Below are 19,321 nucleotides of genomic sequence, written 5' to 3' on the forward strand. Positions count from 1 at the left end.
CTCACGACGTCGCCCGGCCCAGCTCGGCGAAGGTGTCGGCCACCCAGTCGGCGATGAAGGTGCTCACGTACGGCAGGTGGTCCAGGCCGATGTGCTCGGTCGCGCCCTCCTCGGGCGTGAACACCCGCAGCTCGCGCTTGGGGGAGTTGACCGCCTGCTCGTACGAGCGGTGCGCCATCTCCAGCGGGATCTGCCGGTCGTTGGCGCCGTGCGCGACGAGGAACGGCACGGTGATCCGCTCGACGACGCCCTCCAGGTTGACGGCGTCGGCGAAGTCGAGGAACCCGTCGAGGTCGTTCTCGTCCCCCTCCTGGCCCCACACCCACAGCACGTGCTCCCAGTAGTGCGGCACCGGCCGCTCGCCCTCGCGCTGCCGGCGACGGCGCTGCACCGCACCCCAGTCGTGGTTGGCGCCCCAGGCCACGCAGAGCGCGAACCGCTTCTCGAACGCCGCGGCGCGCGGGGCGTAGTACCCGCCGAGCGACCAGCCGGCGATGCCGATCCGGGAGGCGTCGACGTCGTCGCGCGCGGACAGGAAGTCCACCGCGGCCGCGCCCCACGCCTCGGTGTCGATGCGCGCGGTCAGCCCCTGCAGCCGCAGCGCCTCACCGGTGCCGGGCTGGTCGAGCATCAGGCAGGAGACGCCGCGGGCGGCCAGCTCCTCCCAGTGGTTCGAGGCGTACATGTGCTCCTTGGTGGAGTCCAGCCCGTTGACCAGCACGAGCACCGGCACCGGGCCGTCGTCGGCGGCCGGCGCCGAGGAGAAGTAGGCCGGCAGCGTCGTCCCCTCGTAGGGCACCTCCACCCGGGACACCCGCGGGCTGTGCGTCTCGAACGCCTTCTGCGCGATCTCGAGCATCCGCCGGTAGGTGGGCACCCGGTGGGGGTCGGAGTGGGCGAGCATCCGCTCGGCCTGCGCCAGGTAGTTGCTGGCGCGGAACCACAGCTGCCCGGCGGTGCGGACGTGCCCGGCCTTCTCCGCCTCCTCGGCCTGGCCGACGAGCTGGTCGGTCAGGGCGGTCCAGGCACGCAGGAAGTCCGGCGTCCCGGCGTCCTCGCCGGCGTTCGCGGCGTCCTTGATCGGCCGGCAGGCGCGGTCGACCTCGTCGATGAGCCCGCCGGAGTTCAGCGTGGCGACCACGCTGAGGTTCCAGGTGTAGGGGCCGGTGGGGAAGTACTCGAACACGGGCGGTTCCTCTCAGGATGCGGCCGGCGCCGCGGCGGACACGGCGTCGCTGATCGACTTCACGCCGCCGTGGGCGGTCATCCCGCCGTCGACGGGGATCTCGGCGCCGGTGACGAAGGAGGCGCCGTCGCCGAGGAGGAAGGCCACCAGCGGCGCCACCTCGTCGACGGTGCCGGTGCGGCCCAGCGGGGTCTCGGCGACGTTGGCGTCGCGGAACGCCGGCGCCGCCGAGGCGGTCATCGGCGTCTCGATGTAGCCGGGGTGCACGGTGTTGACCCGGATGCCGCGCGGCCCGAGCTCCAGGCACGCGGCCTTCGCCAGGCCGCGCAGCGCCCACTTCGACGCGGTGTAGGCCACCGGGTAGTGACCGGTCAGGGCCGCCACGGAGCCGACGACGACGACCGAGCCGCCGTCGGTCATCAACGGGGTGAGCGCCTGGATGCCGAGCAGCGTGCCGGTCACGTTGACCTCGGTGACCCGCGCGAGGTCGGCCGGGTCGAGGTCGCCGAGGCGCGCCCGCCAGGTGATCCCGGCGTTGGCGACCAGCCCGTGGACCCGGCCGTGCCGCTCGCGCAGGTCGGCGGCCAGCGCGGCCCAGCCGGCGGCGTCGGTGACGTCCAGGCGCCGGTAGGACGCCCCGCCGAGGTCCTCGGCCGGCTCCGGCTGCACGTCGGTGGCGACCACCGTCGCGCCCTCGGCGGCGAGCAGGCGCGCCTCCGCGGCGCCCTGCCCCTGGGCCGCGCCGGTGACGACGACGACCCGGCCGGACAGGCTCACGCCGGGCGCTTGCGGGTGCGTGGCCGGGGACGGGCGGCCCGGACCGGCGGCAGCTCGACACCGTCCACCACGCGGTTGCGGATGGTGCCGATGCCCTCGACGGTCATCTCGACGACGTCACCGGGCCGCAGCGGACCCGGGGCCGCGTCGCCGCGCCGGCCCCAGAGCTCCGCGAGGCAGCCGCCGTTGCCGCAGGTGCCCGAGCCGAGCACGTCGCCGGCGCGGACCTCGGTGCCGCGGGAGGCGTAGGCGATGAGCTCCTCGAACGGCCAGCCCATGTTGGACAGCAGGTCCTGGCCGATCTCGGTGCCGTTGACGCTCACCCGCATGTCCAGGGCGAGGAAGCCCTCGTCGTCGCGGTACGGCTCGAGCTCGTCGGCGGTCACCAGCCAGGGGCCGAGGGTGGTGGCGGAGTCCTTGCCCTTGGCCGGGCCGAGGTTGACCCGCATCTCGCGGGCCTGCAGGTCCCGCGCCGACCAGTCGTTGAGCACCGTGTACCCGAAGACGTGGTCGCGGGCGGCCTCCGGGCTCAGCGAGGCGCCGTCAGAACCCTCCACGGCGCCCACCACCACGGCGACCTCGAGCTCGAAGTCGAAGCGCTGCGAGCCCGGCGGCACCGCGACGTCGTCGTGCGCGCCGACGAGCGCGTAGGGGTTGGTGAAGTAGAAGGTCGGCGCCTGGTACCACTCGTCGACCACGCCGGCGACGCCGTCGATCGCCTTGCGGACGCCCTCGACGTGCTCCTCGAAGGCGACGAAGTCGCGCACCGTCGGCGCCTCCAGCGGCGGCAGCAGCCGCACCGACCCCACGGGCACCGCCGGTCCGCGCAGCGCCTCCGCACCCGCCTCGAGCGCGGCGGGCAGCCCCGCCCGGACGAGGTCGAGCACCGTCGTCCGGGCGGGGAGCTCGTGCAGCCCGGCAGTGCCGTCGGGGAGGTCGCTGACGACGCCGGCGCGGACCTGGCCGTCCGCCTCCCAGGTGGCGAACCGCATCAGACCGGCGGGGCCACGAACAGGCCCTTGTCGGGGTCGTTGAACGACTTCTTGGCCACGAACTCGTTCATGGCGTTGGCCGTGCCCCACTGGTCGGAGACCTCGGGGTTGGAGAAGTCGTAGACGTGCGGGTGCCAGGTGTCCTCGTCGAGGACCTCGAGCTCGGTCGTGTACTCGATCGTGTTGCCGTGCGGGTCGAGGAAGTAGCTGAAGGTGTTGTTGCCGGCCAGGTGCCGGCCCGGGCCCCAGACCTTCTCCACGCCCTGGCGCAGCAGCCGGCCGGTGCCGCGCATGTACTCGTCGATGCCGCGCAGCTCGAAGCTCGCGTGGTGCAGCGAGGGGTGCGGACCGCGGGCGACCGCCATGCTGTGGTGCCAGGCGTTGGTCCGCATGAACCACATCATCGAGCCCATCCGCGGGTGCATCAGGGTGTCCGACAGGGCGAAGGCCAGGTGCTTCTCGTAGAAGGCGACCGTGCCCTCGGGGTCGGCGGAGTTGATGACCACGTGCGAGAGGCGGACGGGGATCGACTCGCCCTCCTCGATGGTCCGGTGCCGGCGGACCTCGACGTCGGAGCTGACCTCGATCGTGCGGCCCTCGTTGTCGAAGAACCGGAAGCCGTAGCCGCCGCCGGGGGTCTGCAGGTCGCGCGGCTCGTGCACCAACTGCACGCCGTCGGCGGCCAGCTGCCCCGCCAGGGTGTCGACGTCGGCGGCGTCCTTCGCCCCGAAGCTGATCAGGTCGATCCGCTTGTCGGCCGACTCGCGCAACCGCACGATGTACTGCTCCGGCGACCCCTCGGCGGCCAGGAAGGCCAGCCCGGAGTCGGTGTGCTCGGTCTTCAGGCCCCAGGTGCCGGAGTAGAAGTCGAGCTGCTTGGCGAAGTCGGGCACGGCGAGGTCGACGTGCCGCAGGTGGGTGATCAGGCGCTGGGTCATGGTGGTTCTCCAGGTGTTCCGGTCAGGGCGGCCCTCCTGCAGGGCCCCGCCGCGAGCGTGCGAGCGGTGGGGGCAGGAGGGTCCTCTCTCAGGCGGGCTGGGAGACGAGCTGGGCGATGGAGCGCATGAGCCCCGGGATGTCGCCCTGCACGTGCTCGAGCTGCCACTGGGCGAGCTGGTTGGAGGCGTCGACGACGGTCCGCGCGCGCTCGAACCGGCGGGCGTGGAAGGCGTCCCACAGGTCCTGGTCGAGCGCGTCGCGGGTGAGCAGCAGGTCGGTGAGGACGGCGGCGTCCTCCAGTGCCATCGCCCCGCCCTGCGCGATGGTCGGCGGGCAGGTGTGCGCGGCGTCGCCGATCAGGACGACGCGGCCGCGGTTCCACGGCGCCGGCAGCACGTGCGTCTCGAACCAGGTGTAGTTCACCCGGGACGGGTCGGTGAGCTGCTCGCGGATCTCGTCCCACGGCCCGTGGTAGGCCGCGGCGAGCTCCTTCATCGTGGCCAGCTGCTCCTCGGGGGTGAGTGTGGAGCGGTCCTGCGCCGGCTCGACGATGTAGGCGTAGAGGGAGTCCTCGCTGGTCGGGCAGTAGCCGGCGATGAACGAGGGCCCGCCGTAGTACAGGTCGGTGCGCGTGACGCTGGCCGGCCGCGGGCCGAACGCGCGCCAGATGCCCATGCCGACCGGCTTGGTCTCCAGCTCCACGCCGATGGCCCGGCGGGTCCAGGAGCGCAGCCCGTCGGCGCCGACGACGAGGTCGTAGCGGCCGGTCGAGCCGTCGGCGAAGGTCACGTCCACGCCGGTGGCGTCCTGCGCGAGGGCGGTGTGCGTCGTCCCGCAGCGCACCTTGACGCCGACCTCGGCGGCGCGGTCGGTGAGGATCCGGGCGAGCTCCGGGCGCGGCATTCCCATGACGGCCGGCAGGTCCGGGCCGCCGGTGCGGGCGTCGGGGACCTCCGCGACGACGGTCCCGTTCGGGTCGGGCGCCCGGATGCCGGTGACGTCGAAGGCGTAGCCGGCGGCCTGCAGCTGCTCCCAGACGCCGAGGGTGCGCAGCTCGCGCAGCGCGTTGCCCTGCAGGGTGATCCCGGAGCCGAGGGCCGCGGTGTCGGGCTTGATCTCGACCAGGTCGACGGCGACGCCGGCCTCGGCCAGGCGGATGGCGGTGGCGGAACCGGCGAGGCCGGCCCCGACCACGAGCACGCTGTTGACGGCGGGCACGGCGGCCTCCTACTTGACGGCGATCGGGTTGACCGGGGCGCCGACGGCGCCGGTCACGGGCAGGGGAGCGGCGGCGAGGAAGAACTCCCAGACGCCGTCGGCCGCGCAGTCGGCGGCCAGCGCGTCGAGGTCCCACAGCTCGCCGAGGAACAGGCCGATGTTGGGGATGCAGACCTGGTGCAACGGCTGGAAGGCGACGTCGAACTCGTTGGGCCGCACCTCGAAGCCCCAGGTGTCGGTGGCGACGCCGGCGATCTCGGTGGCGTGCAGCCAGTCGGCGGTGGTGAAGCTCAGGCCGGGGGCGGGGCCGCCGGCGTAGTCGCCCCAGCCCTGACCGGCGGCCACCGAGCGGCGGGCGCGGGTGAGCTGGCCGGTGCGCACCAGCAGCAGGTCGCCGCGGCCCACCCGGGCGGTGTCGCCCTGCGCGGCGATGGTGGCCTCGAGGTGGGCGGGGGTGATGGCGAAGCCGTCGGGCAGCTCGCCGTCGGTGCCCAGCGCCCGGCCGACGTCGAGCAGCACGCCCCGGCCGGCGATCCGGTCGGCGGCGGTCTCGATGCCGGTGACGGCGTCGCCGAGGCTGGTGACGACGTCGCCGGCGCGGCGGCCGTTCCAGGCGTTGCCGTGGTCGAAGATGTGCCCGAGGCCGTCCCACTGGGTGGAGGCCTGCAGCGGCATGGCGATCACGTCGTCGGCGCCGCCGATGCCGTGCGGGAAGCCCTGCACGCCGCGCTCGGCGTCGGTGCCGGTGTCGAGCATCGTGTGCACCGGGTTGGTGCGCCGGCGCCAGCCCTTCTGCGGGCCGTCGGCGTCGAAGCGCTGCGACAGCGAGAAGCTCGCGCCGCGGCGGACGAGCCGGGCACCCTCGGCACGCTTGGCGTCGTCGAGGAAGTTGAGCGTGCCGAGCACGTCGTCGGCACCCCAGCGGCCCCAGTTCGAGCAGCGCTTCGCGGCCGCGGCGATGGCCCCCTCGGGGTCGCCGCGGTCGAGCTCGGCGGGGTCGGTCCAGGTGCGGTCGGGCACGGTGCGGTCGGGCACGGTGCGGTCGGGCACGGTGGGGTCGGGCACGGTCGCGTCTCCTTCGTCGTGACGCGGACCACGGTCCGGCACACCCCCGCGGGTGGGGAAGACGAGATCTCTGATGGTGGGCATCGACGGCGCCGATACCGTCGGGACCGTGAACCTCGCGAGCCTGGACCTCAACCTGCTCGTGTCCCTCGACGCCCTGCTCCAGCAGCGCAGCGTCACGCGCGCCGCGGCGCAGATGGGGCTGTCGCAGCCGGCGCTGTCGGCGTCGCTGGCGCGGCTGCGCCGGCACTTCGGCGACGAGCTGCTCACCCGGGTCGGCAACGACTACCGGCTCACCCCGCTGGCCGTGCAGCTGCGCGAGCTGGTGCGGGTGGCGCTGTCCGGCGTCGAGCGGGTGTTCACGGCGCAGCCGGGGTTCGACCCGACGTCGTCGACCCGCGAGTTCTCCGTGCTGGTCAGCGACTACGTGGTCGTCGTCCTCGGCGACACCATCGCCGGCCTGCTCGCCGAGGAGGCGCCGCACACCCGGCTCCGGCTGACCCCGCACTCGCCGGCGATGGTCGACACCGCCCACCAGGTGCTGCTGTCGGCCGACCTGCTGCTGCTGCCGCACGGGTTCGTCACCGACCTCTCCCACCGCGACCTCTACCGGGACGAGTGGGTGTGCGTGGTCGCCGCCGACAACCCGGTGGCCGAGCGCGGGCTGACGGTGGAGGACCTCGAGGAGCTGCCGTGGGTGGCCACCTACCACGGGCAGACCGCGTCGACGCCGGCCGCGCGCCAGATGCGCCAGCTCGGCATCGAGCCGCGCGTTCAGGTGGTCAACGAGAGCTTCCTGACCGTGCCCGCGCTGGTCGCCGGCAGCGGCCGGATCTCCCTGCTGCAGCGCCGGCTGGTCGACCTGCTGCCGCTGGGGTCGGGCATCCGCGCGCTGCCGCCGCCGTTCGAGGCCGGCCCGCTGGTCGAGGCGATGTGGTGGCACCCGGTCTACGACGACGACCCCGAGCACCGCTACCTGCGCGACGTCGTCTCGCGGGCCGCGGAGCTCGCCGTCTCCCCGGGCGCGCGGGAGGGCATCGACCTGGTCGATACCGCTCCCCGGGAGACGTGATCCCCGCTCCGGCAGGGACCGTCGTGTCCCACCCCTGGACCGGCGGTCGCCGGTTCCGCTGGACCGGGGGCCCGGTCCCGCACCAGGAGGTCCCCGTGGACGTCACCGTCGTCTCCGTCCCCGTCAGCGACCAGGACGCCGCCGGGCTCGCTGCACGGCCTGGTGTTCGAGGTCGACGACGTCGACGCGGAGTACGCGCGGCTCGCCGGTGCGGGCGTGCCCTTCGAGGGGCGGCTGCACACCGAGGCGTGGGGCCGGCAGGCGGTGTTCGCCGACCCCGACGGCAACCGGTTCGTCCTCAGCAGCCGGTCCCGCGTGGCCGGCTGAGGGTCAGCGGCGGATGCCCCTGCGGGCACCGATCGCGGCGGTGACGAGGAAGGCGGCCAGGCCGACGACGACCAGCCAGAACAGGCCCTCCACCACCCATCCGATGACGGTCACGACGATCCAGACGACCAGCAGCAGGCCGAGCAGACGCAGCAGCACGGGGACCTCCGGACGTCGCGGGACAGTGCGGCCAGCCTAGGGCCGAGCGGGTGCGCCGAGGCCGCGTTCCGGCCCCCGGGACGCGGCGTCGGCGCACCCGCTCACTCGCGCAGCAGCGTGACCTCCTCCAGGTCCATCTCGTGCTGGACCCGCCGGAACACCTCGTCGTCGATGCGCCGCTGGTCGCGGTACCGCACGAACACCTCGCGCTCGGCCTCGAGCATCGCGCGGCGCAGCCGCCGGTAGACCGCGCTCGGCGTCTCGCCGCCCCCGGCGATCGGCCCGCCGAGCCGCTCCCACGCCGCGTTGGTACGCGCCTCCATGCGCTGGCGCAGCTCGGCCACGGTGGCGGCGTGCAGCGGGTCGCCGTCGTCGAGGTCGTCGAGCCGGGCGACGGCGGCCCGGCCGGCGTCGTTCTGCGCCTGCGCCTCGGCGAGGGCGTCGGCGGCCTCCTCCGAGCCCTGCACGCCGAGCCGCCGGATCAGGGTGGGCAGCGTCAGCCCGTGCAGCAGCAGCGTGCCGACCGTGACCACGAACGTCAGGAAGACGACCTCGTCGCGGCCGGGGAAGGGGTCACCGGACATCGTGGTCAGCGGGATGCCTGCCGCCGCGGCCAGCGAGACCACCCCGCGCATCCCCGCCCAGGAGACGACCGCGGCGTGCCGCCACGACGGCGACGTCCAGTCCGGCCGGCGGCGGGCGAGCGGGCGCAGGTAGGTGGTGGGGAAGACGAACGCCACCCGGGCGAGGAGCGCCACGAGCACCAGCAGCAGGCCGACCGCCGTCAGCGTGCCCACCGCCGGGCCGACGCCGCGGACCACCGCGGTCAGCTGCAGGCCGATGAGCGCGAACACCGTCGCCTCGAGCACGGTGTCGGCCGCCTGCCACACCGCGCGGTCCTGGATCCGGGCCACCGGGTGCGCGGCCGGGGAGCGGTGCCCCAGGTAGAGGCCGGCCAGCACCACGGCGAGGACGCCGGAGGCGTGCACCTCCTCGGCGACGACGAAGCCGACGAAGGGCACCAGCAGCCCGAGGGCGCTCTCCAGGACGCCGTCGTGCAGCAGCCGCCGCAGGCGGTGCACCAGCCAGCCCAGCGCCCAGCCGATCGCCGCGCCGCCGACGGCGGCGAGCACGAAGACGCCGAGCCCCTCCGCGATGCCGTACCCGGCCCCCGCGGCGACGGCCACCGCGACCCGGTAGGCCGTCAGCGCCGTCGCGTCGTTGACCAGGCTCTCCCCGCCCAGGATGGTCATCACCTTGCGCGGCAGGCCGAGCTGGCGGCCCACGGCGGTGGCCGCGACGGCGTCCGGCGGGGCGACGACGGCGCCGAGCACCAGCGCCGACACCAGCGGCAGGCCGGGCACGAGCCACCAGGCGGCCAGGCCGACGGCGACCGTCGTCAGCAGCACCGCCCCGACGGCGAGCATGCCGATCGGCCGCAGGTTGGCCCGCAGCCGCAGGTAGGAGCTGTCCAGCGCCGCCGAGTACAGCAGCGGAGGCAGGACCAGCGTGAGGATCAGCTCGGGGTCCAGCGCGTAGTCCGGGACGCCGGGCACGGCCGACACGGCCAGCCCCACCAGGACCAGCAGCAGGGGCGGGGAGACCCCCAGCCGCCGGGCCAGCGCGCTGACGGCGAAGGACCCGGCGAGCAGGGCGACGAGCGGCAGCTCCATCAGACCAGCGCCTGGTCCACGTAGCACCAGCGCCAGTCCTCGCCCGGCTCGACCGACCGCATGATCGGGTGCCCGTCGGCCCCGGCGTGCGCGGAGGCGTGCCGGTTGGGGGAGGAGTCGCAGCACGCCACGTGCCCGCAGGACAGGCACATCCGCAGGTGCACCCACCGGCTGCCGATGGCCAGGCAGTCGGTGCAGCCCTCGGTCGAGTCCGCCGTCACGTCCTGGATCTGGTCCAGGTGCCCGCAGGTCGTCATCGCGGTCCCCCTTCGTCGCACTCGTTCACCGGGAGTCGACCACCCGCGTGACGGGGGCGGCAACGTCCTCCGGCCGGTGCGGTCTTCCCGTGGCAGGGTCGGCGGCGAGCGCGCGAGCGGGAGGAGGTGCCGTGGACCTCGAGGAGGTCGCCGGGCAGCTGTACGCCCTGCCGCCCGAGGGCTTCGTCGCCGCCCGCACCGAGGCGGCGCGCCGGGCCCGCGCCGCGGGGGACCGCGCGCTCGCCCGGGAGATCGGCGCGCTCGGCAAGCCCTCGACCGCGGCCTGGGCCTGCAACGCGCTGGTGCAGGAGGCGCCCGACGAGATCGCCGGTCTCGTCGAGCTCGGCGACCTGCTGCGCGAGGCCCAGCAGACGCTGGCCGGCGACGAGCTGCGGCAGCTGGGCACCCAGCGCTCCCGGCTGCTCTCGGCGCTCACCCGCCAGGCCCGGGCGGTCGCCGCGCGGCGGGGTCACCCGCTCAGCGACGCCGTCGCCGACCAGGTGGAGGAGACGCTGCGGGCCGCGCTGGCCGACCCGGACGCCGGCGAGGCGCTGCTGGCCGGCCGGCTCACCGCGCCGCTGTCCACCCGCGGCCTGGGGTTCGGCAGCCGCCCCGACCTGCGGGTGGTGCCGCCGCCGCGTCCCGGGCGCACGGCCCCGGCCCCCCGGCCCGGGACACCGGGCGGGAGGAGGCCGCCCGCCGCGCGGCGGAGGAGCGGCGGCGCGCCGCGCAGGAGCGCCGGGAGCGCGAGCTCGCCGTCGCGCGCGAGGAGGCCGGCGAGGCGCTCCGGGCCGCCGCGGAGGCGGAGGAGGCCGCCCGGGTCGCCGCCGAGCGCGCCGGACGGGCCGCCCACCGGTCGGAGGAGCTCGCCGCCCGCGCCGAGGAACTGGCCGCCGAGCTCGAGCGCGTGCGCGCGCAGGCCGCGACCGCGGAGGCGGAGGCCGCCCGGGCCGCCCGGCGCTCGTCGGCGGCCGACCGGGCGGCGGAGCGGGCGGCCGACGACCGCGACCGCGCCGCCGCCCGCGTGACCGAGCTCGAGCAGGCGCCGCTGGAGACCTGACCGGCCGCTCAGCCCATCGTCTTCTGGCCGTCGAGCGACTCCCGCAGGATGTCGGCGTGCCCGGCGTGCTGGGCGGTCTCCGCGACGACGTGCAGGAACACCCGGCGGGCCGAGCGCACCGCGCCCGGGGTGAACCACGGGGCCTCGGGCAGCGGGTGGGCGGTGTCGAGGTCGACGGTGCGGACCAGCTCGTCGGTGCGGGCGGCGACGTCGTCGTAGTGCTCGAGGACCGACTCCAGCGTCTCGCCGGGCCGCAGCGCCCACTGCTCGCCCCACTCCTCCGGCGACTGCTCCAGCGCCGCGGTCCCGCGGACCACGAAGTCGGCCCACGACGCCTCGGTCGCGGCCACGTGCTTGACGATGCCGGCGAGCGTGAGCTCGCTCGCGGTGGTGCGCCGGGTGGCCTGCTCGGTGGCCAGCCCCTGCACGGTGACGCGCAGGAAGTTCCGGTGCGCGGCGAGCGTCTCGAGCAGGTCGGCGCGCTCGGCGGTCAGGGTGGGAGCGGTCACGGTGTCCTCCGGGGGTCGTTCGGGCTGGTGAGGACCATGCTCCCGGGCGAAGCGGACAGATCCTGACCGCTGTGTCGGTCAGGATGTGACCGTGAGCGATCCCGGTGCCCGGACCCTGCGTCTGCTGTCGCTGCTGCAGGCACGCCGCCACTGGTCCGGCGCCGACCTCGCCGATCGGCTCGGCGTCTCGGTGCGGACGCTGCGGCGCGACGTCGACCGGCTGCGGGGGCTCGGCTACCCGGTGGAGGCCTCCCGCGGCCTCGACGGCGGGTACGCCCTCGCGCCGGGGGCCGCGCTGCCGCCGCTGGTCCTCGACGACGACGAGGCGGTGGCGCTCGCCCTCGGGCTGCAGTCCGCGGCCGGGTCGGCGGTGGCGGGCATGGCGGAGACCTCGGTGCGGGCGCTGGCCAAGGTCGTGCAGGTGATGCCCGCGCGGCTGCGGCGGCGGGTCGAGGCGCTGCGCGGCGCGACCGTCTCCGGCTGGGGCCCGGTGACGGCCGCGACCGCCGTCGACCCCGCCGTCCTGACGACCGTGGCGCTGGCCTGCCGCGACGCCGAGCGGACCGCCTTCGGCTACACCCCGCCCGGCCGGGAGCGCACCGAGCGCACCGTGGAGCCGCACCGGCTGGTGGCGCTGGGCCGCCGCTGGTACCTCGTCGGCTGGGACCTCGACCGCGGCGACTGGCGGGTGTTCCGCCTCGACCGGCTCGACTCCCCGCGCGGTACCGGCGCCGTCTTCGCGCCGCGCCGGTTCCCGGCCGACGACGCCGCGGCGTACGTGCGGGAGCGGGTCGGGGGTGCGTGGGGCCGGCTCGTGGTGGACGCGGTGGTGGCCGCGCCCGCGCAGCGGGTGCGCGACCGGATCGGCCCGTGGGCCACGGTGACCGGCGACGGAGCCGGCTGCCGGGTGCGGATCGAGGCCGACGACCTGGACTGGGCGGCCGCGGCGCTCGGCCTGACCGGGGCACCGTTCTCGGTGCTGAGCCCGCCGGAGCTCAAGGACCACCTGCGCGACCTCGCCGCCCGGTACGCGGCCGCCGGCTCGCCCTGAGCGTCCGGGAGCCCCGCGCGGCCGCGGGTCACGGGATGGCCGTCTCCTCGGGAGGGAGCTGGTCGACGGGCGCGTCCTCGACCGGCGCGTCCTCGACCGGCGCCTCCTGCTCCGTGGGCTCCTCGACCGGCTGCTCCTCGACCGTCTGCTCGTCGACCGGTGCCTCCGGGGCCGGGTCCTCCGGAAGGGGGGCCTCCTGCGCCGGGGCTCCCGGGGCGGGCTCCTCCGGAGGCGGCGCTTCCTGGGGCGGTGCCTCTTCCGCCGGTGCCTCTTCCGCCGGTGCCTCCTCTGCCGGTGCCTCCTCCGCCGGTGCCTCGCCGGCGGTCCCGTCGTCGGGGGGCGCGCCGTCGGGCTCCGGGACGTCCGGGCTCGGCGGGTCCTGGTCCGGGGGGCCGCTCGTCCCCGACCCCGGGTCGGGCGTGCTCGTCCCCCCGGGCTCCCCCTCGGCCTCCTGCGGCGCGGTCCCGGCGTCGGTCGGGGGCTCCTCGGTACCGGCCGGCCCGTCCGCCGGGGGCGGATCCGGAGCGGCCGGTCCGGTCTGTCCGGGATCGGTGGCCGGCGGGACGGCGGACGGGGTGCCGCTGCCCGGCGGGGTCGTGCCCCGCTCGCTGCCGAACGCGCGGGCACGCTCCGCCAGTCCGGGGTCGACCGGCCGGTCGGCGTCACCCGAGGTGCCCACGGGCCGCGCCTCGACGGCGCCGGTCGCCTCGTCGACGACGACGAGCGCGGACACGGGCGCCGGGCTGCGCTCGACCACCACGACCGTGGCCGGCGCGAACCCCGGCCACGGGTCGCCCCGGTAGTCGGGGGAGGGCCGGGACGCGGGCGGCGCGAGCGGGTTGCCGCACGCACAGCGGACCTGCGGGACGCCCGAGTCGTCGACCAGCACCGCGGTCCCGGCCTGCAGCACCGACTGGAAGGGGACCGCCCGGCCGTCGGAGAACCCGTGGTTGGTGACGGCCGTGTCGAATCGCAGGACGACGGGGGTCAGCGACGCGAGGTGGTCGCCGATCGCGTCCGTGGCGACGTCCTGCACGCCGGCCCACGCCGCGGCCCGGTCGGGGTGCCCGGTCAGGTACGCGGTCATGGCCGCGACGTCGCAGACCTCCTCCCCGCTGCCGCCGTAGAGGCCGGGTTGGTCGCCCGCCACCGGGCCGCCGGCGGCCGGGGTCGTCTCGCCGGCGGTGTCCTCGCCGGCGGTGTCCTCGCCGGCGGTGTCCTCGCCGGCGGTGTCCTCGCCGGCGGTGTCCTCGCCGGCGGTGTCCTCGCCGGCGGTGTCCTCGCCGGCGGTGTCCCCGTCCGGGGTGGCCGGCTCCGTCCCCGTGCCGTCCGTCCCCGTGCCGTCCGTCCCGGTGCCGTCCGTTCCCGTGCCGTCCGTTCCCGTGCCGTTCGTCCCCGTGCCGTCCGTTCCCGTGCCGTCCGTCCCCGTGCCGTCCGTCCCCGTGCCGTCCGTTCCCGTGCCGTCCGTTCCCGTGCCGGACCCGCCGGTCGCCGGCGCGGGATCGGCGGCCTCCGGCGGCACCTGCCCCGGCATCGGGACGAAGGGGTCCTCGCCGGGGGCGTCGACGGGCTCGAGGTCGACCGGGGTCGCCACCGTCGCGTCGGAGGCGTCCGACGTCAGCTGTGTCGCGGCCACCCCACCCGCCGTGGCCAGGGCGAGCCCACCTGCCACCAGGGCGGCCACCAGTCTCCGGCGGCGCCCGGACCGCGCCCCCGTCGCCGGCAGGCGGTGCCGCCCGGTGTCGGACGCACCCGCTGCGCCCGCGACCGCCCCCGACCCACCCGCACCGCCGGACGGCGGTGCCGGTGGCGCCGAGCGGAGCGGAACGGTGTCCGGCGCCGGCACGAGCGCCGCGCGGGCGGCCCGCGCCAGTTCCCCGGCGCTCCGGTACCGCCGGCCGGGGTCCTGGGCCGTGCCCCGCGCCACGACGTCGTCGAGCGGGTGCGGGACGGAGCCGACCACCGCGGAGGGACGCGGCGGCTCGCCGCGCAGGGGCGGTCGCCCGGTGAGCACCTCGTACAGCAGGCAGGCCAGCGCGTGGACGTCGACGAGGTGGTCGGCGGGCCGGCCGGCCAGGGTCTCGGGAGCGACGTAGCGGGGGCCGCCGCCGGCCCCGGCGAGACCGAAACCGGTCAGGTGGCAGTCCGGTCGGGTGCTGTGCCCGGAGAGCAGCACGTCGGCCGGCGAGACGTCGCCGTGCACGAGACCGGCGGCGTGCGCGGCGTCGAGCGCGGCCGCGACCTGGCCCACCACGTCGAGGGCCCGGTCCACCGGGAGCGGCCCCTCGGCGGCGAGCACCGCGGACAGGGCCCGCCCGTCGACCAGCTGCCCGTCCACGTACAGCCGGCCGTCGATCTCGCCGGCCCCGTGGACGGCGGCGACGTGCTCCTCCTCGACCTGCGCGGCGCGCGCGCAGTCGGCGAGGAACCGGGAACGGAACCGCGCGTCGCCGGTGAGTGCGGGCAGCAGGATCCGCAGGGCGACGGTCCGGTGGCGGGCGGTGTCCCAGGCGCGGTGGACCTCGCCCGTGCGCCCGCGGCCGAGCAGCTCGTCCAGCTCGTAGGGGCCGAAGGTCTGGAGGGGCAGGAGCGCCTCCCCGTGGGAGCAGGGGCCGACGGGTGGCTGCGTCGGCTCCTCGAGTGTTCGCGCCGATCCGGCGGCCTGCGCGGCCCGTTCCGCGACGCGCGGGACGGCACACCGGTCGGTCGCGACCGGATCGCGCACGGTGAGGCGCCACCCGGCGCAGCCCGGTGCCCGACCCCAGCATGGGGGCATGACGGAGTCAGCGGGCCGCGTCGCGGTCGTCACCGGGTCGGAGTCGGGGATCGGGCGGGCGGTGGCCGTGGCCCTCGCGCAGCAGGGGTGCGACGTCGGCATCACCTGGTACCGCGACGAGGCACACGCCCGGGCGACGGCGGAGGAGGTGCGGGCCGCGGGACGGCGCGCGGAGGTGCGGCACGTCGACCTCACGCGGTTGCCGCAGGCGGCCGACGTCGTCGACGAGCTGGCCGAGGCGCTCGGCGGCGTCGACGTCCTCGTCAACGACGCCGGCACCGGGCACTCCACGCCGATCCTGGACACCGACTACGAGACCTGGCGCGAGGTGCTGGCCACCGACCTCGACGCGGCGTTCCTCTGCCTGCAGCGCGCCGCCCGCCGGATGGTCGACGCCGGGCGCGGCGGGCGGATCGTGAACGTCACCAGCGTCCACGAGCACCAGCCGCGGGTGGGCGCGGCCGCCTACTGCGCGGCCAAGGGCGGGCTCGGGCTGCTCACCCGCGTGGCGGCGATCGAGCTGGCCGAGCACGGCATCACCGTCAACGCCGTCGCGCCGGGGGAGATCGCCACGCCCATGACCGGCCAGGAGGACGAGGACCCGACCGCGGCCGGCCACGAGCGGCCGGGCGTGCCGGTCGGACGGCCCGGCAGCGCGCACGAGGTCGCCGCCGTCGTCGCCTTCCTCGCCTCACCGGAGGCGTCCTACGTGACCGGCTCCTCCTACGCCGTCGACGGCGGCATGCTGCAGATGGGCCCGATGGCCGGCTCGCACATGACCGGCGACGACTGGCGCCGCCCCTAGCCGAGCAGCTCCAGGAGGCGGGCGCGGTCGGGGCCGGGCACCCGCGGCTCGGGTGCCGGCGCTGCCGCGGCCACCCGCTCCCGCACCCCCGGCCGCGCGAGCAGCTCGGCCAGCGGCGCCATGCACAACCGGTACTCGAGCATCGCCCGGAAGAGGTCGGCGTCCTGCATCGCGGCCAGCGAGGAAGGCCCCGAGTCCCGGCGGCGGGGGAGGCGGGGGCAGGCCCTCGCGGGCGGCGGCCATGACGGCCAACCGGGACCGGTCCTCGACCCGCTGCTCGGAGACGAGGGGCCCGACGGTGGCCTCGGTCTCCTCGTCCCACGCCAGGGCCAGCTCGGCCGGCCGGTCGCGGTGCGCGGCGACCACCCGGCGCAGCAGCGCGGCGTGCACCAGGCCCACCGACAGCCCGCGGCCGGCCGAGGGGTTGGAGCAGGCCCAGGCATCGCCGACGGTCAGCAGCCCGGTGACCACCGGACGGCCGTCGACCACGAGGCGCCGGGAGCAGTCGAGCCCGCCGGCCATCGGCAGGACGGCGCCGGTGGGCCGGCCGTCGAGCCAGTGCGCGTGAAGACGGTCACCGACCAGGTGTCGTTGTCGCCGTCGAGGGTGAGCACCGAGATGCTGCCCAGCGGGCACAGCGGCGGGCCGATGCCCACCGGCCGCCGCGGTCCGGTGAGGTAGCGCGTGTAGTAGACGAACCCCGAGTCCTGCGACCGCACGGCCGGCGGGCGGGCGCCCAGGTCCGCCAGCCAGCCCGTCGAGGGGGTGCGCCGGCCGGTCGCGTCGACGACGGGGTCGGCGCGCACGTCCTCGCCCGTCGTCGTCCGGACCCCGGCCGCGTGCGGCACGCCCTCGCGCGCCGACGGGCCGGGCAGCAGCCCGGCCACCCGGACCCCGCGCCGGACGGCGAGCCGCGGCGTGTCCTCGGCCGCGGCGGCCACGACCGACTCGACCACCGGCCGGCGTCCGGTGAGGCCGCGCAGCCGCTCGTCCCCCGGCCGCGGTGCGCGGTCGGTCAGCGTGGGCGGCATGGTGGTCAGCCGGTCCACCTCCACGCACCCGGCGTCCACGAGCCGGCCCGTCAGCCCCGGCAGCTCCTCGTCCGCGACGGCGCGAAACCGGGGGAAGACGGTGTGCGGCTGCCGGAACTGGGCGACGCCGGTCCGGCGCCAGCCGTCCCAGGCCTCGGCCGGGGTGGTCGGAGCGCCGTCGGGATCGGCCTCGAGGACGGTGACCTCGTGCCCGTCGCGCGCCAGCACCATCCCGGCGCCGAGCCCCACCACGCCGCCGCCGCACACCACCACCGAGGCCATCCCGCCTCCTCGCCCCGCACCGGCCCCCGTGGTGCCGCGCAGCCTCCTCCCGGCCCGGCGGGGCGGGGCCGGTGCCGCCCCGGGCGGCGCACGGGCACCGGGCGCGTCACCACGCAGCGGCGAGGGGACGTGACCCAGGGGCCGCAGGTCAGTCGACCGGTGTCGGGCGCCCGGAGCGGCGGGCGGACTTCTCCCGGTAGAGGGCGGCATCGGCCCGGGCGAGGACCGCGTCGAGGTCCTCGCCGGGGCGGGCGGTCGCCGTCCCCGCCGACCACGGGGAGATCGAGACGGCCTGCAGGCGCTCCAGCAGCTCGGCGCAGCGCCCGGCGTCGGTGCCGGGCAGGCAGAGCACGAACTCGTCCCCGCCCAGGCGGCCGAGCAGGTCGGAGCGGCGCAGCTCGGCGCTCCACTGCGTGGCGAGCGAGCGCAGCAGCGCGTCGCCGGCGGAGTGGCCGGCGGTGTCGTTGACCGCCTTGAAGCCGTCGAGGTCGAGCACCGCGAGGGTGAGCGGCTCCCCGGTGCGCGAGGCCAGCGCGAGCAGCCCGGTCGCCTCGGCCTCCCAGGCCCGGCGGTTGGCCACCCCGGTCAGCGGATCGGTGCCGGCAGCGTGCCGCAGCGTGCCGGACTGCCGGATCTGCGCCTCGGTCAGGACGGCGGCGGTGACGACGGCGGCCAGCCACGAGGAGAGGAAGCCGCCGGGCGCCGCGGCGAGCGCTCCCGCGGTGACGACGGCGACCCCGCCGGCGACCTGCAGGCGGGCGGCGGCCGGCGGCAGCACGTGGCCGGCGAGCACCCCGAGCGCCACCAGCACCGGGCCGAGGCCGACGACGCCGACCGCGGTGACCGAGCGCCAGGCGAGCACCGCGGTGAGCACCGACAGCAGGGCGAGCGCGGCGTGCACCAGGACCATGGGCGCGCGGTCGCGCAGGTGCCACAGCGTCGCGCACCCGAGGGCGCCGACGGCAGCGAGCGCCGTGAGCAGCACGACCGGCGTCCGGGGGTGCATCGGCCAGAGCGCACCGGCCGCGCACATGGCGGCGGCGCAGCCGTACAGCAACGCGAGCAGGCCCAGCCCGCCCCTGCGGTCCCCGTGCACCGGTGGCTCCCTCCGTCGCGGACGACATCGTCACCCATCCGGACGGTCCTGAGCGCGACGAGCGTCGTCCCCCTCGGAGGGAGGGATCAGCCGGTGAGCTCGGTGGGCACCGCGATGACGTCGACCATCGCCCCGAGCCGGTACACCGTGACCGGCAGCGGCCGCCCGATCGCCTCGGTGAAGAGCAGCCGCTGCAGGCTCTGCGCCTCCGCCACGGGCGCGCGCCCCGCCTCGAGCACCAGGTCCCCGGCGCGCAGCCCGGCCCGGTCGGCGGGGGACCCCGCGACGACGTCGACCACGCGCAGCCCCCGCCGCCGGCCGGTGCGCTCGGCCAGTGCCGCGGGCAGCGGCGCGGGGCTGCTCACCAGGCCCAGGTAGGCGCGCCGCACCCGCCCGTCGCGGACCAGCGCGTCGACGATGCGGCGGGTGGTGGCGTTGACCGGCACGGCCAGCCCGAGCCCCCACCCGGCCACGGCGGTGTTGATGCCGACCACCCGGCTGGCCGAGTCGGCGAGCGCGCCGCCGGAGTTGCCGGGGTTGAGCGCCGCGTCGGTCTGGATGACGTCCTCGACCACCCGGGCGGTGCGCCCGTCCCGGGTGGGCAGCGAGCGGCCCAGGCCGCTGACCACGCCGGCGGTCACCGACCCGGCCAGCCCCAGCGGGTTGCCGACGGCGACGACGAGCTGGCCGACCCGCAGCTGCGCGGCGTCGCCGAGGGCGGCCGGCTCCGGTGCGCCGGTGGTCGCGCGGACGACGGCGAGGTCGGAGAGCGGGTCGGTGCCGACCACCTCGACGGGTGCCTCGCTGCCGTCGGCGAACACCGCGCGGCCGGCGCGCGCCCGCCCGACGACGTGCGCGTTGGTGAGCATCAGCCCGTCGCCGGGGACGACGACCGCGGAGCCGGCGCCGGAGCGGCCGTCGGGGCCGGTCACCTGCAGGGCGGCGACGTGCGGGGTGAGGTCGGCGGCCACCGCGGTGACCACCCGGCTGTAGGCGTCCAGGGCGGCGTCGGTGTCCGGTCGGGTCACGGCGCACCTCCTCGTGTG

19 protein-coding genes and 1 pseudogene are annotated in these 19,321 nt (G+C 76.7%); 5 read left to right on the forward strand and 15 right to left on the reverse strand.

The window, feature by feature from the left end; translation table 11 throughout:
- Window position 1: 1 nt before the first annotated feature.
- The 6 genes from JD79_RS12620 to JD79_RS12645 all read right to left on the reverse strand — a co-directional run bounded on the left by JD79_RS12620 (window position 2) and on the right by JD79_RS12645 (window position 6,177).
- Window positions 2-1,186, reverse strand: coding sequence for an alpha/beta hydrolase family protein (locus JD79_RS12620; protein WP_110005792.1), 1,185 nt, complete (start codon window positions 1,184-1,186; stop codon window positions 2-4).
- Window positions 1,187-1,198: 12 nt separating this feature from the next.
- Entirely contained in the window at window positions 1,199-1,963 is a 765-nt protein-coding gene (locus JD79_RS12625; protein WP_110005793.1) for an SDR family NAD(P)-dependent oxidoreductase, read from the reverse strand.
- Window positions 1,960-2,955, reverse strand: a complete 996-nt coding sequence (locus JD79_RS12630; protein ID WP_110005794.1) for a fumarylacetoacetate hydrolase family protein — start codon at window positions 2,953-2,955, stop codon at window positions 1,960-1,962. Before JD79_RS12630 ends, JD79_RS12625 begins: the two co-directional genes overlap by 4 nt.
- Window positions 2,955-3,893: a VOC family protein gene (locus JD79_RS12635; RefSeq protein WP_110005795.1), complete on the reverse strand. Its 939-nt coding sequence runs from the start codon at window positions 3,891-3,893 to the stop codon at window positions 2,955-2,957. Before JD79_RS12635 ends, JD79_RS12630 begins: the two co-directional genes overlap by 1 nt.
- Before the next feature lie 88 nt (window positions 3,894-3,981).
- Window positions 3,982-5,112, reverse strand: coding sequence for an FAD-dependent oxidoreductase (locus JD79_RS12640; RefSeq protein WP_110005796.1), 1,131 nt, complete (start codon window positions 5,110-5,112; stop codon window positions 3,982-3,984).
- 9 nt (window positions 5,113-5,121) lie between these two features.
- Window positions 5,122-6,177 (reverse strand): cyclase family protein, encoded by a 1,056-nt coding sequence (locus JD79_RS12645; protein ID WP_245900063.1) that lies wholly within the window; start codon window positions 6,175-6,177, stop codon window positions 5,122-5,124.
- Between the two features lie 109 nt (window positions 6,178-6,286).
- On the opposite strand from JD79_RS12645, the gene JD79_RS12650 reads away from it, so the two are divergent.
- Both JD79_RS12650 and JD79_RS12655 read left to right on the forward strand, forming a co-directional pair.
- Window positions 6,287-7,249 carry a LysR family transcriptional regulator gene (locus tag JD79_RS12650; protein WP_110007672.1) on the forward strand — a complete coding sequence of 321 codons (963 nt, stop codon included), beginning with the start codon at window positions 6,287-6,289 and terminating at the stop codon, window positions 7,247-7,249.
- A gap of 93 nt (window positions 7,250-7,342) precedes the next feature.
- Window positions 7,343-7,576: pseudogene (locus JD79_RS12655) on the forward strand (VOC family protein); the annotation flags it as partial.
- 3 nt (window positions 7,577-7,579) lie between these two features.
- Here the strand turns inward: JD79_RS12655 and JD79_RS22635 are convergent.
- The 3 genes from JD79_RS22635 to JD79_RS12665 all read right to left on the reverse strand — a co-directional run bounded on the left by JD79_RS22635 (window position 7,580) and on the right by JD79_RS12665 (window position 9,665).
- Complete coding sequence (locus JD79_RS22635; protein ID WP_170149180.1) at window positions 7,580-7,735, reverse strand: hypothetical protein; 156 nt, start codon at window positions 7,733-7,735, stop codon at window positions 7,580-7,582.
- A 101-nt stretch (window positions 7,736-7,836) separates the two neighbouring features.
- Entirely contained in the window at window positions 7,837-9,408 is a 1,572-nt protein-coding gene (locus tag JD79_RS12660; protein WP_170149181.1) for a Na+/H+ antiporter, read from the reverse strand.
- Window positions 9,408-9,665 (reverse strand): ubiquitin carboxyl-terminal hydrolase 14, encoded by a 258-nt coding sequence (locus tag JD79_RS12665; RefSeq protein WP_110005799.1) that lies wholly within the window; start codon window positions 9,663-9,665, stop codon window positions 9,408-9,410. The genes JD79_RS12660 and JD79_RS12665 overlap by 1 nt, the downstream gene beginning before the upstream one ends.
- 131 nt (window positions 9,666-9,796) lie before the next feature.
- On the opposite strand from JD79_RS12665, the gene JD79_RS12670 reads away from it, so the two are divergent.
- Complete coding sequence (locus tag JD79_RS12670) at window positions 9,797-10,693, forward strand: hypothetical protein (RefSeq protein WP_110005800.1); 897 nt, start codon at window positions 9,797-9,799, stop codon at window positions 10,691-10,693.
- A gap of 40 nt (window positions 10,694-10,733) precedes the next feature.
- On the opposite strand, the gene JD79_RS12675 is transcribed toward JD79_RS12670, so the two are convergent.
- Window positions 10,734-11,234: a DinB family protein gene (locus JD79_RS12675; RefSeq protein WP_110005801.1), complete on the reverse strand. Its 501-nt coding sequence runs from the start codon at window positions 11,232-11,234 to the stop codon at window positions 10,734-10,736.
- Window positions 11,235-11,325: 91 nt separating this feature from the next.
- On the opposite strand from JD79_RS12675, the gene JD79_RS12680 reads away from it, so the two are divergent.
- Entirely contained in the window at window positions 11,326-12,285 is a 960-nt protein-coding gene (locus JD79_RS12680; RefSeq protein WP_110007674.1) for a helix-turn-helix transcriptional regulator, read from the forward strand.
- A 28-nt stretch (window positions 12,286-12,313) separates the two neighbouring features.
- Here the strand turns inward: JD79_RS12680 and JD79_RS24275 are convergent, their stop codons facing one another.
- Entirely contained in the window at window positions 12,314-15,010 is a 2,697-nt protein-coding gene (locus JD79_RS24275; protein ID WP_170149182.1) for a DUF6777 domain-containing protein, read from the reverse strand.
- A 49-nt stretch (window positions 15,011-15,059) separates the two neighbouring features.
- Here JD79_RS24275 and JD79_RS12690 point away from each other — a divergent pair, with 49 nt between their 5' ends.
- Window positions 15,060-15,866, forward strand: a complete 807-nt coding sequence (locus JD79_RS12690; RefSeq protein ID WP_110005803.1) for an SDR family oxidoreductase — start codon at window positions 15,060-15,062, stop codon at window positions 15,864-15,866.
- Here the strand turns inward: JD79_RS12690 and JD79_RS22640 are convergent.
- The 4 genes from JD79_RS22640 to JD79_RS12705 all read right to left on the reverse strand — a co-directional run bounded on the left by JD79_RS22640 (window position 15,863) and on the right by JD79_RS12705 (window position 19,303).
- A complete protein-coding gene (locus JD79_RS22640) occupies window positions 15,863-16,036 on the reverse strand; it encodes a hypothetical protein (RefSeq protein ID WP_170149183.1) in 174 nt (57 codons plus the stop codon). The genes JD79_RS12690 and JD79_RS22640 overlap by 4 nt on opposite strands.
- Window positions 16,037-16,318: 282 nt before the next feature.
- Window positions 16,319-17,179 (reverse strand): FAD-dependent oxidoreductase, encoded by an 861-nt coding sequence (locus tag JD79_RS12695; RefSeq protein WP_110005804.1) that lies wholly within the window; start codon window positions 17,177-17,179, stop codon window positions 16,319-16,321.
- 148 nt (window positions 17,180-17,327) lie between these two features.
- Window positions 17,328-18,275 carry a GGDEF domain-containing protein gene (locus tag JD79_RS12700; protein WP_110005805.1) on the reverse strand — a complete coding sequence of 316 codons (948 nt, stop codon included), beginning with the start codon at window positions 18,273-18,275 and terminating at the stop codon, window positions 17,328-17,330.
- Window positions 18,276-18,361: 86 nt separating this feature from the next.
- The gene (locus tag JD79_RS12705; protein ID WP_110005806.1) at window positions 18,362-19,303 is read right to left on the reverse strand and encodes a S1C family serine protease; all 942 of its coding nucleotides are present in this window, start codon (window positions 19,301-19,303) and stop codon (window positions 18,362-18,364) included.
- Window positions 19,304-19,321 lie beyond the last annotated feature (18 nt).

It is taken from the genome of Geodermatophilus normandii (assembly GCF_003182485.1).
Taxonomy (GTDB): Bacteria; Actinomycetota; Actinomycetes; order Mycobacteriales; family Geodermatophilaceae; genus Geodermatophilus; species Geodermatophilus normandii.

Excerpts from the sequence above, each read along its gene's own strand:
- JD79_RS12630 (WP_110005794.1), bottom strand. The coding sequence starts at position 2,955 with ATGCGGTTCGCCACCTGGGAGGCGGACGGCCAGGTCCGCGCCGGCGTC.
- JD79_RS12635 (WP_110005795.1), bottom strand. The coding sequence starts at position 3,893 with ATGACCCAGCGCCTGATCACCCACCTGCGGCACGTCGACCTCGCCGTG.
- JD79_RS12660 (WP_170149181.1), bottom strand. The coding sequence starts at position 9,408 with ATGGAGCTGCCGCTCGTCGCCCTGCTCGCCGGGTCCTTCGCCGTCAGC.
- JD79_RS12665 (WP_110005799.1), bottom strand. The coding sequence starts at position 9,665 with ATGACGACCTGCGGGCACCTGGACCAGATCCAGGACGTGACGGCGGAC.
- JD79_RS12690 (WP_110005803.1), top strand. The coding sequence starts at position 15,060 with ATGACGGAGTCAGCGGGCCGCGTCGCGGTCGTCACCGGGTCGGAGTCG.
- JD79_RS22640 (WP_170149183.1), bottom strand. The coding sequence starts at position 16,036 with ATGCAGGACGCCGACCTCTTCCGGGCGATGCTCGAGTACCGGTTGTGC.
- JD79_RS12695 (WP_110005804.1), bottom strand. The coding sequence starts at position 17,179 with ATGGCCTCGGTGGTGGTGTGCGGCGGCGGCGTGGTGGGGCTCGGCGCC.